11 protein-coding genes and 1 tRNA gene are annotated in these 15868 nt (G+C 48.0%); 10 read left to right on the top strand and 2 right to left on the bottom strand.

Features of this window, described 5'->3' with window-relative positions:
• Nucleotides 1-525 precede the first annotated feature (525 nt).
• From phoH to chbG, 7 genes are all read left to right on the top strand, one after another.
• A complete protein-coding gene (gene phoH, locus LVQ76_RS21145) occupies nt 526-1314 on the top strand; it encodes a phosphate starvation-inducible protein PhoH (protein ID WP_208326128.1) in 789 nt (262 codons plus the stop codon).
• Nucleotides 1315-1576: 262 nt separating this feature from the next.
• Complete coding sequence (locus tag LVQ76_RS21150) at nt 1577-1897, top strand: PTS sugar transporter subunit IIB (RefSeq protein WP_064517748.1); 321 nt, start codon at nt 1577-1579, stop codon at nt 1895-1897.
• An 86-nt stretch (nt 1898-1983) separates the two neighbouring features.
• The gene (gene chbC / locus LVQ76_RS21155) at nt 1984-3342 is read left to right on the top strand and encodes a PTS N,N'-diacetylchitobiose transporter subunit IIC (protein WP_232866520.1); all 1359 of its coding nucleotides are present in this window, start codon (nt 1984-1986) and stop codon (nt 3340-3342) included.
• A gap of 57 nt (nt 3343-3399) precedes the next feature.
• Nucleotides 3400-3747, top strand: coding sequence for a PTS N,N'-diacetylchitobiose transporter subunit IIA (gene chbA / locus LVQ76_RS21160; RefSeq protein WP_232866517.1), 348 nt, complete (start codon nt 3400-3402; stop codon nt 3745-3747).
• Nucleotides 3748-3759: 12 nt separating this feature from the next.
• The gene (gene chbR, locus LVQ76_RS21165; RefSeq protein WP_051880561.1) at nt 3760-4596 is read left to right on the top strand and encodes a transcriptional regulator ChbR; all 837 of its coding nucleotides are present in this window, start codon (nt 3760-3762) and stop codon (nt 4594-4596) included.
• Nucleotides 4597-4717: 121 nt separating this feature from the next.
• Nucleotides 4718-6061 carry a 6-phospho-beta-glucosidase gene (locus LVQ76_RS21170; RefSeq protein WP_154149441.1) on the top strand — a complete coding sequence of 448 codons (1344 nt, stop codon included), beginning with the start codon at nt 4718-4720 and terminating at the stop codon, nt 6059-6061.
• A gap of 45 nt (nt 6062-6106) precedes the next feature.
• A complete protein-coding gene (chbG, locus tag LVQ76_RS21175; RefSeq protein ID WP_232922417.1) occupies nt 6107-6868 on the top strand; it encodes a chitin disaccharide deacetylase in 762 nt (253 codons plus the stop codon).
• 37 nt (nt 6869-6905) lie between these two features.
• Here the strand turns inward: chbG and LVQ76_RS21180 are convergent, their stop codons facing one another.
• On the bottom strand, nt 6906-7523 hold the full coding sequence (locus LVQ76_RS21180) for a TetR family transcriptional regulator (RefSeq protein ID WP_232866511.1): 618 nt from the start codon (nt 7521-7523) through the stop codon (nt 6906-6908).
• Between the two features lie 250 nt (nt 7524-7773).
• Between LVQ76_RS21180 and LVQ76_RS21185 the strand changes: the two genes are divergently transcribed.
• The 3 genes from LVQ76_RS21185 (at nt 7774) to LVQ76_RS21195 (ending at nt 15240) form a co-directional block, all read left to right on the top strand.
• The gene (locus tag LVQ76_RS21185; protein WP_232922418.1) at nt 7774-10884 is read left to right on the top strand and encodes an efflux RND transporter permease subunit; all 3111 of its coding nucleotides are present in this window, start codon (nt 7774-7776) and stop codon (nt 10882-10884) included.
• Between the two features lie 80 nt (nt 10885-10964).
• Entirely contained in the window at nt 10965-12119 is a 1155-nt protein-coding gene (locus tag LVQ76_RS21190) for an efflux RND transporter periplasmic adaptor subunit (RefSeq protein WP_232922419.1), read from the top strand.
• A gap of 10 nt (nt 12120-12129) precedes the next feature.
• Nucleotides 12130-15240, top strand: coding sequence for an efflux RND transporter permease subunit (locus LVQ76_RS21195; RefSeq protein WP_232922420.1), 3111 nt, complete (start codon nt 12130-12132; stop codon nt 15238-15240).
• A gap of 171 nt (nt 15241-15411) precedes the next feature.
• On the opposite strand, the gene LVQ76_RS21200 is transcribed toward LVQ76_RS21195, so the two are convergent.
• Nucleotides 15412-15499 (bottom strand) — tRNA-Ser (locus tag LVQ76_RS21200).
• Nucleotides 15500-15868 lie beyond the last annotated feature (369 nt).

A 15868-nucleotide genomic window follows, 5' to 3' on the forward strand; every position in this document is an offset into this window, starting at 1 on the left:
TTCTCTTCTCCTGCTAATTTTTCCTTTGCTAACAATTTGCCTGCCAGGTATTCATTCAATTTCTATATGTCTACACCATTGATATAAAAGTGTAATATTTTTATGTCATAAATTTAATAAGCGAATGACGAAACGCGAATGTTGATTTAAAGTAAAATAAAAGTTGCAATTTAGATAATTTTTGATGTAATTAAAGCACGAGCGGTAGTTCCCGGCTGTGAATCTTAATCACAATGGAGATCGCGAATGGTAGGGTCCTGTACTGGACGATTGAGCAAACTTCTTACCCGCACTACCCAGCGCGGAGGTGTCTCCTCCGGCTTCGCTATCTTCACCGCTAAAAAACCTGATCCTTTTACAACTCAATGTATTAACGATGCGCTAAGCGGCGTAATTCGTCTAACTGGTGCATCCTCTCAACCGGCAGTTCATGGCTTAAAAGGAAGCCAAACCTCATCCGTTAGTGAACATAATCGCGCACTGTGTTGTGGCGCGGGAAATGAAACCAACTGTAAGGTGCCATCCATGGGAAGACAGAAAGCAGTGATCAAAGCTCGTCGTGAAGCAAAACGTGTGCTGAGACGGGATTCGCGTAGCCACAAACAACGCGAAGAGGAATCGGTCACAACGCTTGTGCAGATGAGCGGCGTTGAATCTATCGGTATGGCAAGAGATTGCCGTGATAACTCCCCGATAGCGGCGCGAAATGAGGCTCAGGAGCACTATCTTAACGCCATCGAGAAAAAGCAGCTGATATTCGCCACCGGTGAAGCCGGGTGCGGCAAAACGTATATCAGTGCGGCGAAAGCCGCTGAGGCCCTGATACATAAGGATGTCGACAGGATAATTGTCACCCGCCCGGTACTGCAAGCTGACGAAGATCTCGGCTTCTTACCTGGGGATATTTCGGAAAAATTCGCTCCTTATTTCCGCCCGGTGTATGACATCCTGGTGCGACGTTTAGGGTCGTCTTTTATGCAGTACTGTCTGCGTCCCGAAATTGGCAAAGTAGAGATTGCGCCGTTCGCCTATATGCGCGGACGTACCTTCGAAAATGCGGTGGTTATTCTTGATGAGGCGCAGAATGTCACCGCAGCGCAAATGAAAATGTTCTTAACGCGCCTTGGGGAAAACGTGACGGTCATCGTCAATGGCGATATCACGCAATGCGATTTGCCACGGGGTGTTAAGTCCGGCCTGAGTGATGCTCTGGAACGTTTTGAAGAAGATGAAATGGTAGGTGTGGTTCGCTTTGGCAAACAAGATTGTGTGCGCTCGGCCCTTTGCCAGCGCGCATTGAATGCCTACGACTGATTTCTGGTGTGAAAGAATTGTAAAGCCCAAACTCTGTTTGGGCTTTTTTCTTTGCGCGAATTATTTACCCAAAATGTGAAGGGTATCAAAACGGATGGTCAAGGAGAGACAATTTTGGGCTCCATAATATTATTCCCCGCCGACGTGTTGCCGTATACTTCTCTCAACAAGAAACAATCAGAACTTTCCAATCAGTCCCTTTTGCAGGCGTGGGTTGTGCTGATTTCAGACATGCAGGCTATTGCAACGTGAGGAATTTATTATGACCAAAAGACGTATCTACCTATTTTGTTCTGCCGGGATGTCCACCTCATTGCTGGTATCAAAAATGAAGGCGCAGGCAGAGAAGTATGAAGTGCCTGTAATTATCGAAGCCTGGCCTGAAACTCTGGCTGCTGAAAAAGGCAAGGATGCGGATCTGGTATTACTTGGACCACAGATCGCTTATATGCTGCCAGAAATTCAGAAAGTATTACCAGGTAAACCGGTAGAAGTTATTGATTCAGCAATGTACGGCAAAATTGATGGGTTAGGCGTGCTGAAAGCAGCAGTCGCATCTATCAAGAAGGCAGCAAGTAATTAATTTTATATTTTGTTTTATTTTTCCGTCAAAGAACGACCTTACACAACCTGGCCGCAAGACTCTTGCGGCAATAAAGGAAATTCCAAATGAGTAAAGTCATTGATTCACTTGAAAAGATATTGCTTCCTTTCGCAGTGAAAATTGGGAAGCAACCGCACGTCAACGCAATTAAAAATGGTTTCATCAAATTAATGCCATTGACCCTTGCCGGGGCCATGTTTGTATTAATCAATAACGTATTTCTGAGTTTTGGCGCTGGTTCATTTTTTTATTCTTTAGGTATTCGTTTAGACCCCTCAACCATTGAAACCCTTAATGGGTTAAAAGCCATTGGCGGCAACGTATATAACGGTACGTTAGGTATTATGTCGCTAATGGCTCCTTTTTTCATTGGTATGGCGCTAGCTGAGGAACGTAAAGTTGACCCTCTTGCAGCCGGTTTATTATCCGTTGCGGCATTTATGACTGTTACTCCATATAGCGTAGGCGAAGCTTATGCTGTTGGCGCTAACTGGTTAGGTGGTCAGAATATTATTTCCGGTATTGTTATTGGTCTGGTTGTCGCGGAGCTATTTACTTTCGTTATCCGCCGAAACTGGGTAATTACTTTGCCAGATAGTGTGCCGACATCGGTATCACGTTCTTTCTCTGCATTAATTCCAGGCTTTATTATCCTGTCTATTTTCGGGATTATTTCCTGGCTGCTGGCAAATCACGGTAGCAACTTCCACCAGATCATTATGGACTCTATCTCTACGCCGCTGGCGTCGATGGGTGCGGTAGTGGGCTGGGCGTACGTTATCTTCAACTCCCTGCTGTGGTTCTTCGGTGTGCATGGTTCGCTGGCGCTTACTGCGCTGGACAACGGCATCATGACTCCATGGGCGCTGGAAAACATCGCAATCTACAACCAGTACGGCTCTGTACAGGCGGCACTTGACGCGGGTAAACAGTTCCACTTCTGGGCGAAACCAATGCTCGACTCCTACATCCTGTTGGGTGGTTCTGGGGCGACACTGGGCTTAATTATCGCAATCTTCATGGTTTCACGTCGCGCCGACCACCGTCAGGTGGCGAAACTGGCACTGCCATCAGGCATCTTCCAGATTAACGAACCTATCCTGTTCGGTCTGCCAATCATCATGAACCCAGTTATGTTCATCCCGTTTGTGCTGGTTCAGCCGATTCTGGCAGCTATCACACTTGCGGCTTACTCTCTGGGAATTATTCCACCGGTTACCAACCTGGCACCGTGGACGATGCCTACAGGCCTGGGCGCCTTCTTCAACAGTAACGGTAGTATCGCAGCACTGTTAGTCGCACTGTTTAACTTGGGTGTCGCGACATGTGTCTACATGCCATTCGTTATCCTGTCTAACAAAGCGCAGGCTGTAATCGAAGAAGAAGAAAGCGAAGAAGATATTGCTAACGCACTGAAGTTCTAAGTAGCTTGGGTTGGGGATAGGGTTATCCCCAACCGTTTTAAACCGGGAGAGAATTTGATGTTTGATTTAGAAAACGCAGTAGAAAACGAAGTAGATACTAACGACCTTGAAGAAGTGGTAATGGGTTTAATCATCAACTCTGGACAAGCCCGCAGCCTGGCTTACGGCGCACTCAAAATCGCTAAAACCGGTGATTTTGAAAAGGCATGGGAGTTGATGGCACAGTCTCGTGAAGCGCTGAACCAGGCGCACCTGGTACAGACCAAATTGATTGAAGGTGACCAGGGCGAAGGCAAAACTAAAGTTAGCCTGGTGCTAGTTCATGCACAGGATCATCTGATGACTTCTATGCTGGCGCGTGAGCTGGTTACAGAACTTATTGAGCTTCACGAAAAAATAAAATAAGTTGGAGTCCCTATGCAGCCACCGGTAATCAGTATGGAAATCAACACGGCACGCGAGAGCCAGCTTTTTGATGGTCAACATTTCCACATGTTCATCCACAACAAAGTCGAAAGTGTCTCCGGGCTGCACCAGCATGATTATTACGAATTCACGGTGGTATTGACGGGACGTTATTATCAGGAAATCAACGGTAAACGTGTGCTGCTGGAAAGAGGGAGTTTTGTTTTCATTCCACTCGGCTCTTATCATCAAAGTTTTTATGATTTCGGTGCGACCCGAATTCTGAATGTTGGTATTAGCAAGGCTTTTTTTGAACAGCATTATTTACCGTTATTCCCAGCATATTTTATTGCGTCACAGGTGTATCAAATTAAGAATGAATTTTTGACTTATATTGAATCTGTGACTGCTTCATTAAACTTCCGTCAGGGAGAGTTTAGTGAGTTTCTTGAAATGGTGACGTTTTATATTGTGAACCGTCTGCGTCATCATAAAGAATCTGAGTCAGGTGGTGATATTCCTGGCTGGCTAAAAAACACCGTCGAGTTGATGCATGGCAAGTCGATGTTTGGTGATAAAGCATTAGTGAATATGGTGGAGTTGTCCGGTAAGTCACAGGAGTACTTAACCCGTGCTACACAGCGCCACTATGGCAAAACACCGATGCAAATTATCAATGAGATAAGAATTAATTTTGCCAAGAAACAACTGGAGATCACGAACTATTCTGTTACCGATATTGCTTTCGAGTCCGGTTACAGCAGCGCCAGTATGTTTATTAAAAACTTTAAGAAGTTAACTTCTTTTACCCCGCAGCATTATCGGAAGCAGTTATATAGCATTAAATAACTTGTAAATGTATTAATGATGGTTGGTCTTTGGCTCCAGTAAAATTAATTACTGGATATAACCTTCAATAATACATCTATAGATCTCACTTATATCGAGCGAAAGTTCTAGCGGAGTCCTCATGAGTAAAAAATTGAAAGTCGTCACAATCGGTGGTGGTAGCAGCTATACCCCTGAATTACTCGAAGGTTTTATTAAACGTTACGAAGAATTGCCGATTACTGAATTATGGCTGGTTGATGTTGAGGCGGGTAAAGAGAAACAAGATATTATCTTCGACCTCTGCTTGCGTATGATTGAACGCGCGGCAGTGCCAATTGCACTGTATAAAACCCTCGATCGCCGCGAAGCCTTGGTTGATGCCGATTTTGTTACTACGCAATTGCGTGTTGGGCAACTTAAAGCCCGTGAACTTGATGAGCGTATCCCACTAAGCTATGGCTATTTGGGCCAGGAAACTAACGGTGCGGGTGGTTTGTTTAAAGGCCTGCGTACTATTCCGGTGATTTTCGACATCATTAATGATGTGAAAGAGATCTGCCCAGACGCATGGGTTATCAACTTCACTAACCCGGCCGGCATGGTAACCGAAGCGGTATATCGCCACACTGACTTCAAAAAATTCATCGGTGTTTGCAACATTCCAGTGGGCATGAAAATGTTCATTAAGGATGTATTGAAACTCGCACCAACAGATGAGTTGAATATCGATTTGTTCGGCCTGAACCACATGGTCTTCATCAAAGATGTCATCGTTAACGGCACTTCTCGCTTTGACGAACTGCTTGATGGCGTGGCGTCCGGTACGCTGACTGCAGGTTCGGTGAAAAACATCTTTGATCTGCCATTCAGTGAAGGTCTGATTCGTTCTCTGCGCCTGCTGCCGTGCTCTTATTTGCTCTACTACTTCAAGCAAAAAGAGATGCTGGCTATCGAAATGGGCGAGTTCTACAAAGGCGGCGCGCGCGCAACCGTTGTGCAGAAAGTTGAGAAGCAACTGTTCGAACTCTACAAAGACCCTGCGTTGAATGTGAAACCAAAAGAGTTGGAACTGCGTGGCGGGGCTTACTATTCTGATGCGGCTTGTGAAGTTATCAGCGATATCTATAACGACAAGCAAAGCGAGCATTACGTTAACGTACCACACCATGGGCATGTTGATAATATTCCTGCTGACTGGGCGGTTGAAATGACCTGTACCATCGGCCGTGATGGCGCAACACCAAGCTCACGCATCACTCATTTTGATGAAAAAGTGCTGGGCCTGATTTACACCATCAAAGGGTTCGAAGTGGCGGCCAGTGAAGCGGCGCTTAGCGGAAACTTTAATGATGTTCTGCTGGCGTTGAATCTAAGCCCGCTGATTCATTCTGATAAAGATGCCGAGAAAATTGCCCGCGATATGCTGTTAGCTCACGAAGCTAATCTGCCAAACTTTGCAAAAGCTATCGCTGCACTTAAATAACTGGAGGCCTTCCCTGCAAAGGGAAGGCAGCTTACCGAGGCGACAATGGATAAGTTATTAATTGTTAATGCGGACGATTTTGGGCTGTGTAAGGCGCAAAATTACGGAATTATCGACGCATTCACCAACGGTGTAGTGACGTCTACCACCGCGATGGTTAACGCCGCAGGTATTGAACATGCTGTTGCACTCAGTGCAAAACATCCAGGTCTGGCTATTGGGATGCATTTTGTACTGACGTTGGGTCGACCATTATCTGCAATGCCAGGCCTGGTTGATGAAAAGGGCGAGTTGGGTAAATGGATTTGGCAGCGAGCGGAAGAAGACACTCTGCCACTTGCCGAAATTGAGCAAGAGTTGGTGTGCCAGTTCGCGAGATTCGTCGAATTATTTGGCCGCAAACCTACGCATCTCGACAGCCATCACCATGTGCATATGATCCCGCAGATCTATCCGATCGTTGAAGCCTTTGCGAAAGAGCAGGGCGTGGCAATCCGTTTTGATTACGAAGCTGCCACACCTGGCGGGCTTGAGTGCCAGGGCGTAAAAACGGCGCAAGGTTTTGACAGTGGTTTTTATGGTGAGGCGATATCGGAAACGTTATTCCTCGATACACTTGACCGTTCCATGGCGCGTGGTGAGCAATCGTTAGAAATAATGAGTCATCCTTCCTTTATTGATAACACCATTCTTAACAGCAAGTATTGCTATCCACGTCTTGCTGAACTGGATGTACTGACTTCTGCGTCGTTAAAATATGCGATTGCGGAACGTGGCTATCGGTTGGGTTCGTTTAAAGATTTGTAGTCTCCAGGGGCAATGGTTCAAACCATTGCCCTTTTTGTCACACTGATTTTGTCAGCATGATGAAAAGGCTGTCGACCACATCAGGTGCTTGCTCATAAAGATTAAGATTCTCCGGCTGCATTAGCCAGTTTTTGATGATCCCGCTCAGATAGCCATGAATAAGCGTTATGGTGAGATCGATATTAGTATTAACAGGAATTTGACCTTTCGAAATACAATTGCGTAATATCTTCCTCATTCTTTCCCGGTTAAACCAAAAACGCTCTCTTATTTCCCTCTCCGAATACATTTCCCCAGTAAATTCACACGTATGATAAAGAATTTGTAGTAATTCGTGCTGGCAACGATCGGTAGCAATGAATCTTAAGGCCTCAATAATCATTTCACGAAGCAGTATTAAATCGTTATCGTGATATTTCGCTTTAAGTTTCTTTCTTATCTCTTCACCGATATAAGGTTGAGTGTTCCAGATTTCATTAAATAACGAGACCTTACTATCGAAATGCCAGTAAATCGCACCACGAGTCATGCCCGCTGCATCGGCAATGTCAGCAAGTGTGGTAGTAGATACGCCATTTTTAGCAAAAAGTGTGATTGCGACATCGATCAGGTGCTGACGCGTTTTTAATGCCTCAGCTTTAGTTTTTCTGGCCATAGTTAATTAACTCTTTCTGGATGTTAGTTACAAGAATTAACAGGGTTAAATATTATTTTTCTTTTAGGTGTTATTTAAAAACGGTTTCTAATTAAATAAAGAATTATTGTGGGCTTTAAATTTTTCGATGTCCAGTAGCGATATGGAAGATTATACATACAAGCATGAATCATTAATCGATAAAGTCTCTGTTAAGCTAATTCCCTCTATATCCATTACAAAATTAGACTTTAAACAGAGAACTTTTCACATGGCGAAGTTTTTTATCGAGCGCCCCATATTTGCCTGGGTGCTGGCGATCATTTTGATGCTGGCGGGTGTCCTGTCGATCATTAATTTGCCAGTGGCGCAGTACCCGACAATCGCTCCACCTGCGGTTGCCATTAACGCAACCTACCCAGGAGCAGACGCCAGTACTGTTCAGGATACCGTGACCCAGGTTATCGAGCAGAACATGAATGGTCTGGATAACCTGATGTACATGTCTTCTACCAGCGATGCCTCAGGTAGTGTGACGGTGACGCTTACCTTCAAGTCAGGCACCGATCCAGATATCGCGCAGGTTCAGGTGCAGAATAAACTTCAGCTCGCCATGCCTTTGTTGCCGCAAGAAGTGCAGCAGCAAGGAATCAGTGTGAAGAAGTCCTCCAGCAGTTTCCTGATGGTTGCCGGTTTTATCTCGGAAGATGGCAGCATGAGTCAGGACGACATCGCTGACTATATTTCCTCGAATATTAAAGACCCGATTAGCCGTACGGCGGGGGTGGGAGATGTGCAACTTTTCGGGGCGCAATATGCAATGCGTATCTGGCTTGATCCTAACGAGCTAAATAGATACCAACTCACCACTCTTGATGTGATTAACCAGATAAAAACCCAGAATGCGCAGGTAGCCGCGGGGCAACTGGGTGGCACTCCAGCCATTCCGGGCCAGCGGTTGAATGCTTCTATTATTGCGCAGACTCGTTTGCGCGACCCCGAACAGTTCGGGCACCTTTTGCTCAAGGTGAAGGCAGACGGTTCCAAAGTTCAATTACACGATGTCGCCCGCATTGAACTGGGTGGTGAAAATTATAACGTTATCGCCCGCTACAACGGAAAACCGGCTGCGGGTATTGGGATAAAATTGGCGACGGGTGCTAACGCGCTGGATACCGCCAAAGCCGTCCAGACACAAATGGCCCGCCTGCAACCCTTTTTCCCGCAATCCTTGAAAGTGGTGTACACCTACGACACCACGCCATTTATCAAAATCTCCATTCGCGAAGTATTTAAAACCCTGGTTGAAGCCATCATTCTGGTCTTCCTGGTGATGTACCTATTTTTACAGAACTTCCGCGCAACGCTGATTCCTACCATTGCCGTGCCGGTTGTGTTGCTCGGCACTTTTGCTGTGCTCGCTGCGTTCGGTTACTCCATTAATACATTAACGATGTTTGGCATGGTGCTGGCGATAGGCTTGCTGGTGGACGATGCCATTGTGGTGGTGGAAAACGTTGAACGCGTGATGGCTGAAGAGGGACTGTCCCCTAAAGAAGCAACCCAAAAATCAATGTCGCAGATACAAGGGGCGCTGATAGGGATCGCGATGGTGCTCTCGGCGGTGTTTATTCCGATGGCGTTTTTCGGTGGTTCAACCGGGGTTATTTATCGCCAGTTCTCGATAACAATTGTTTCGGCAATGGCACTGTCGGTGTTGGTTGCGTTGATCCTCACCCCTGCGCTTTGTGCCACTTTGCTCAAACCGGTCGTCAAAGGTAGCCATGGTAAAACCCGTGGCCTATTTGGCTGGTTTAATGCTCGTTTTGAGCAAAGTACCCACCATTACACCAATAGCATAAGGTTGATTTTACGTTCTACCGGGCGCTATATGGTGGTTTATGTCTTGATTGTTGCGGGCATGGCAGCACTCTTCCTTCATTTACCTACCTCATTTTTGCCCGAAGAAGACCAGGGCGTTTTCCTCACTATGGTGACTTTGCCCGCAGGAGCGACGCAGGCCAGAACTGAGAAAATCATGGATCAGATAACCGATTACTACCTGACTCATGAATCCGCCAATGTTGATTCAGTCTTCACCGTTAATGGCTTTAGTTTTAGCGGCAAAGGCCAGAACAACGGCCTGGCTTTTGTGCGTTTGAAAGACTGGAGTAAACGCCCTGGCAAAGAGAATGAAGTGACCGCTATCGTGGGTCGCGCAACCCGCGCTTTTAGCCGAATTCACGAGGGAATGGTATTCGCTTTTAATCTGCCCGCAATTACGGAGCTGGGCACTGCCACAGGTTTTGACTTTGAATTAATCGATCAGGCAAGTCAGGGCCATAAGGCGTTGACGCAAGCGCGAAACCAACTTTTAGGCATGATTTCCAAACGCCCGGATTTGCTGGTGCGCGTGCGCCCTAATGGGCTGGAAGACACACCGCAATTTAAGTTGGTAGTTGATCAGGAAAAGGCGCAGTCGCTGGGCGTTAGCATTTCCGATATTAACCAGACTATTGCCACTGGGTTGGGCAGCACTTACGTCAATGACTTCATCGACCACGGACGTGTGAAAAAAGTTTACCTTCAGGGGCGGGCATCGAACCGTATGCTGCCGAGCGATATCAATACCTGGTATGTGCGCGGGAGCAGTGGGCAAATGGTGCCGTTTTCCGCTTTTGCCAGTTCACACTGGATCTATGGTTCACCACGACTTGAACGCTACAACGGTCTGCCTTCTATGGAGATCCTTGGTGAAGCGACTCCGGGTAAAAGTACCGGTGAAGCTATGTTGCTGATGGAAAGTCTGGCCGAGAAATTACCCGCGGGTATTGGTTTTGACTGGACCGGCATGTCTTACCAGGAACGTTTATCCGGTAATCAGGCCCCGGCTCTGTACGCCATCTCGTTGCTGGTTGTCTTCTTATGCCTGGCGGCACTCTATGAAAGTTGGTCAATTCCGTTCTCAGTCATGTTGGTGGTACCACTTGGCGTCATCGGCGCACTGCTTGCGGCCACGCTGCGTGGATTAAATAACGACGTTTATTTCCAGGTTGGGTTGTTGACCACCATTGGCCTGTCGGCCAAAAACGCCATTCTGATAGTCGAGTTCGCCAAAGATCTTATTGATAAAGAAGGTAAAGGATTAATTGAAGCCACGCTCGACGCGGTGCGTATGCGCCTGCGCCCAATTCTCATGACTTCGTTGGCATTTATTCTCGGTGTTATGCCTCTGGTGATTAGCCGCGGAGCGGGGAGTGGTGCGCAGAATGCCGTCGGTACAGGCGTTATGGGTGGGATGGTTTCCGCAACGCTGCTGGCGGTCTTTTTTGTCCCGGTATTTTTTGTCGTGATTAGCCGCCGCTTTGGTAAGGCGAAATAACAGGAATACGTTGCCGGTGGGTTTCATTTCCCCATCGACGTTCGGTTTTTACTTTAAGAGTCATGCTTTAAGGAATCGTAATGAAGAAATATGGCGAGTTCATCATCCTGTCATCCATGCTGTTGTTAGCGACGGGTGCCTTAACGGGTTGTAATGATAAAGGCGACGAGAAGGCAGCAATGCCCACGCCGCAGGTCAATGTGTTTACCGTTAAAGCGGCGCCACTGGCTGTGACGACTGAACTTCCAGGGCGTACCGATGCCTTTCGTGTGGCGGAAGTTCGCCCGCAGGTGAGTGGCATTATCCTGAAACGTAACTTTGTTGAAGGCAGCGATATCGTTGCTGGAAATTCCCTCTATCAGATTGACTCGGCCACGTATCAGGCCGCCTGGAATAGCGCACAAGGCTCACTCGCAAAGGCTAAAGCTGCTGCAAACATTGCACATTTAACAGTGAAACGTTATGTGCCATTGCTCGGTACTAATTACATCAGCAAGCAGGAATACGATCAGGCCGTCGCGAACGCACAACAGGCTGATGCAGAAGTGAAAGCTGCGCAGGCTGAAGTGGAAAATGCGCGTATTAACCTCGCATATACCAAAGTCACCTCGCCAATCGATGGGCGTATTGGAAAATCGAATGTCACCGAAGGGGCATTAGTGACAAACGGGCAGGCTTCGTCGCTGGCTACTGTTCAGCAGCTTGACCCAATCTACGTTGATGTCACGCAATCCAGCACTGACTTTATGCAACTGAAACAGGCTGTGGAAAAGGGCAGTTTGCAAAAAGCGAACGGTAAAACTACGGTGCAATTGCTTATGGAGGATGGTCAACCTTATCCGCTAAATGGCGATCTGGAGTTCTCCGATGTCACTGTCGATCAAACGACTGGCTCCATTACCTTGCGAGCCGTATTCCCCAATCCGCAGCATCAATTACTGCCAGGTATGTATGTGCGGGCAAAAATCGATGAAGGCATTCAGCCCGAAGCGATTTTAGTGCCGCAACAGGGGGTCACGCGCAATCCGCGTGGTGACGCCACCGTGATGGTGGTCGACGAGAATAATAAAGCGGTCGTCCGCGAAGTGGTGGCCCCTCAGGCGATTGGTGATAAATGGCTGGTAACCAAAGGTGTGAAGCCTGGCGATAAAATCATCGTCAGCGGGCTTCAGCGCGTGCGTCCTGGGGTCGCTGTCCAGATAGTGCCAGATAGCGCTGACACTCAAACACGCTAAGGTTTGCACAATGGCTAAGTTTTTTATCGAACGACCAATTTTTGCCTGGGTGCTGGCGATCATTTTGATGATTGCTGGTGGCTTGGCAATTTTACAGCTTCCCGTCGCGCAGTATCCAACGATTGCGCCACCGGCTGTTGCGGTGACGGCAACCTATCCTGGTGCTGATGCCCAGACGGTGCAGGATACCGTGACGCAGGTTATCGAACAAAATATGAACGGTATCGATAACCTGATGTATATGTCCTCCACCAGTGATTCTGCCGGTGGCGTGACTATTACCATGACCTTCAAATCAGGCACCAGCCCGGATATTGCGCAAGTCCAGGTGCAGAACAAGCTGCAACTGGCGATGCCATTACTGCCACAAGAAGTGCAGCAGCAGGGGATTAGTGTCGAAAAATCCTCGAGCAGTTTCTTGCTGGTAGCGGGTTTTATCTCTAATAACCCAAGCCTGACACAGGATGATATTTCCGACTATGTGGCATCGAATATTAAAGATGCTATCAGCCGAACCAACGGGGTGGGGGATGTGCAGCTATTTGGCGCCCAGTACGCGATGCGTATTTGGCTTAATGCGAATGCGCTGAACAAATACCAGCTTAATCCGGGCGATGTAGTCAATCAGCTCAAATTGCAGAATGACCAGGTGGCTGCCGGGCAACTCGGTGGCACGCCTGCGGTTAAAAATCAGCAGCTTAACGCATCGATTATTGCGCAGACACGCTTACGTGATCCGGTTGAGTTCGGCAAAGTAACCATGAAAGTGAACCCGGATGGTTCAGTTGTTCATTTAAGCGACGTGGCGCGCATTGAGCTGGGTGGTGAAAACTACAATACGGTTGCGAAAATTAATGGCCAGGCGGCGGCAGGCCTGGGAATTAAGCTTGCGACGGGTGCAAATGCCCTGGATACCGCTGCCGCTATCAAGTCAAAGCTGGCCTCACTACAACCTTACTTCCCCCAAGGGATGACGGTTGTTTATCCCTATGACACCACGCCGTTTGTGAAAATATCCATTCACGAGGTGGTGAAAACACTGTTCGAAGCGATCATCCTGGTGTTCCTGGTAATGTATCTCTTCTTGCAAAATCTGCGCGCCACGCTGATTCCGACTATCGCGGTGCCGGTCGTATTACTGGGGACATTTGCCGTCCTATCTGCCTTTGGCTACTCGATAAACACCCTGACGATGTTTGGCATGGTGTTAGCGATAGGCCTGCTGGTGGATGATGCGATCGTGGTGGTGGAAAACGTTGAGCGCGTGATGGTCGAAGAGCATCTCTCACCGAAAGAAGCCACCAAGAAATCGATGAGCCAGATCCAGGGGGCGTTAGTCGGTATCGCTATGGTGCTGTCGGCGGTGTTTATTCCGATGGCCTTTTTCGGTGGCTCGACCGGGGCAATTTATCGCCAGTTCTCGATTACTATCGTTTCGGCAATGGCGCTTTCGGTGTTGGTTGCTTTGATCCTGACACCAGCACTCTGCGCGACTTTGCTAAAACCAGTTGACCCGCAGGCGCATGAAAAAACGGGCTTCTTTGGCTGGTTTAACAAGAAATTCAACCAAAGTGCTCATCACTACACAGATAGTGTCAGTAACATTTTACGCAGCACCGGGCGTTATTTACTGGTGTATGTGATTATTGTTGCAGGAATGGCGGTGCTATTCCTGCGTTTACCTACCGCATTCCTGCCCGAAGAAGATCAGGGTGTGTTTATGACGATGGTGCAGCTGCCCGCTGGTGCGACGCAGGAAAGAACACAAAAAGTGCTCGATCAAATCACCGATTACTACCTGAATACCGAAAAAGCCAACGTCGAATCCGTGTTTACGGTGAATGGTTTTAGCTACAGCGGGCAGGGGCAAAACTCCGGGATTGCCTTTATTAGCCTGAAACCCTGGGAGGAACGGTCTGGAAAAGAGAATGCGGTCGGTGCGATTGTTGAACGCGCGACCAAAGCATTTGGTCGGATTCATGATGGACTGGTGTTCCCGTTTAACTTACCGGCGATTATCGAATTAGGTACGGCGACGGGTTTTGACTTTGAACTGATTGACCAGGCAAACCTTGGCCATCAGCAATTAACGCAGTCCCGTAATCAATTATTGGCGATGATCGCCAAACATCCCGAGATATTGACGCGTGTTCGCCCTAATGGGCTTGAAGACACCCCACAGTACAAGCTGGAAATTGACCAGGAAAAGGCGCAAGCCCTTGGCATTAGCCTTGCGGATATTAATCAAACCATAGCCAGTGCACTGGGTGGTACTTACGTGAACGATTTTATCGATCACGGCCGCGTGAAGAAGGTTTATGTGCAAGCTGATGCCCGCTTCCGCATGTTGCCGCAGGATATTAATAATCTCTATGTCCGTGGTAGCTCTGGGCAAATGGCTCCATTTTCAGCATTTTCGTCATCGCACTGGATGTATGGTTCGCCGCGTCTGGAGCGATATAACGGTTTGCCATCGATGGAACTATTGGGCGAGGCAGCACCGGGAAAAAGTACCGGAGAGGCCATGGTGTTAATGGAGCAATTGGCTTCAAAATTACCCGCTGGAATAGGCTATGACTGGACGGGAATGTCATATCAGGAAAGGCTTTCTGGAAACCAGGCTCCTGCACTCTATGCCATCTCGTTAGTGGTCGTGTTCCTTTGTCTGGCTGCACTCTATGAAAGCTGGTCGATACCATTCTCGGTCATGCTGGTTGTGCCATTAGGCGTGGTTGGCGCACTTCTGGCGGCGGTAATGCGGGGAATGAATAACGACGTTTATTTCCAGGTCGGATTGTTGACCACTATTGGTCTGTCGGCGAAGAATGCAATTCTAATCGTCGAATTTGCTAAGGACCTGATGGAAAAGGAAGGCAAAGAGATAATAGAGGCCACGCTTGAGGCAGTGCGTATGCGTCTGCGACCTATCCTGATGACATCACTGGCATTTATTCTGGGGGTGATGCCACTGGTATTAAGCAGCGGTGCTGGCAGCGGGGCGCAGAATGCAGTGGGCACAGGGGTAATGGGCGGAATGCTCTCGGCAACCTTGCTCGCCATCTTCTTTGTGCCGGTGTTCTTTGTGGTGATACGAAAACGGTTTAGCAAAGGTAAGGCATAACAGCACTGACAAGCCCGAACTTAGGTTCGGGTTTTTTTATGGTAAATCGTGCACCCCTACAAAACCATCTGAAACCGGGTAGGCCGGATAAGCGCAGCGTCATCCGACAGGCAGAACACAAAATCCAGACGAAAAAAAGCCCGCATTTTCATGCGGGCTCTTCTTAGAAGATGGCGGTGAGAGAGGGGTTCGAACCCTCGATACGTTGCCGTATACACACTTTCCAGGCGTGCTCCTTCAGCCACTCGGACACCTCACCGTTTTGAATCTGTTGCCAATATCATGGGGCAACGGGGCGCTACTATAGGGAGTAGACCGCATTCGGTCAAGTTTAATCTTCTGTTTCTATACCGTTTGGTCAAGGCATGAACGATGCCGGATTTTAGGCAAAAAAAAGTCTGAACGCGAATTCAGACTTTCTCCTGGAATATGGCGGTGAGATAGGGGCTGATTCGCTGCGCTCACCCTACGGGCGTCATGGTCGCAAGCGCCCCTGACGTGCAAATGCTAAAGCATTTGTCGAACCTCGGGTCGAGGGTTCTCACCCATCTCTCCACGGGTTTCGGGCGAAAAAAAAGCCCGCATTTACATGCGAGCTCTTCTTTAAATATGGCGGTGAGAGAGGGGC

Origin of the sequence: Buttiauxella cochleicola (assembly GCF_021283185.1) — a bacterium.
Classification (GTDB): Bacteria; Pseudomonadota; Gammaproteobacteria; order Enterobacterales; family Enterobacteriaceae; genus Buttiauxella; species Buttiauxella massiliensis.

Excerpts from the sequence above, each read along its gene's own strand:
- phoH (WP_208326128.1), top strand. The coding sequence starts at position 526 with ATGGGAAGACAGAAAGCAGTGATCAAAGCTCGTCGTGAAGCAAAACGT.
- LVQ76_RS21150 (WP_064517748.1), top strand. The coding sequence starts at position 1,577 with ATGACCAAAAGACGTATCTACCTATTTTGTTCTGCCGGGATGTCCACC.
- chbC (WP_232866520.1), top strand. The coding sequence starts at position 1,984 with ATGAGTAAAGTCATTGATTCACTTGAAAAGATATTGCTTCCTTTCGCA.
- chbA (WP_232866517.1), top strand. The coding sequence starts at position 3,400 with ATGTTTGATTTAGAAAACGCAGTAGAAAACGAAGTAGATACTAACGAC.
- chbR (WP_051880561.1), top strand. The coding sequence starts at position 3,760 with ATGCAGCCACCGGTAATCAGTATGGAAATCAACACGGCACGCGAGAGC.
- LVQ76_RS21170 (WP_154149441.1), top strand. The coding sequence starts at position 4,718 with ATGAGTAAAAAATTGAAAGTCGTCACAATCGGTGGTGGTAGCAGCTAT.
- chbG (WP_232922417.1), top strand. The coding sequence starts at position 6,107 with ATGGATAAGTTATTAATTGTTAATGCGGACGATTTTGGGCTGTGTAAG.
- LVQ76_RS21180 (WP_232866511.1), bottom strand. The coding sequence starts at position 7,523 with ATGGCCAGAAAAACTAAAGCTGAGGCATTAAAAACGCGTCAGCACCTG.
- LVQ76_RS21185 (WP_232922418.1), top strand. The coding sequence starts at position 7,774 with ATGGCGAAGTTTTTTATCGAGCGCCCCATATTTGCCTGGGTGCTGGCG.
- LVQ76_RS21190 (WP_232922419.1), top strand. The coding sequence starts at position 10,965 with ATGAAGAAATATGGCGAGTTCATCATCCTGTCATCCATGCTGTTGTTA.
- LVQ76_RS21195 (WP_232922420.1), top strand. The coding sequence starts at position 12,130 with ATGGCTAAGTTTTTTATCGAACGACCAATTTTTGCCTGGGTGCTGGCG.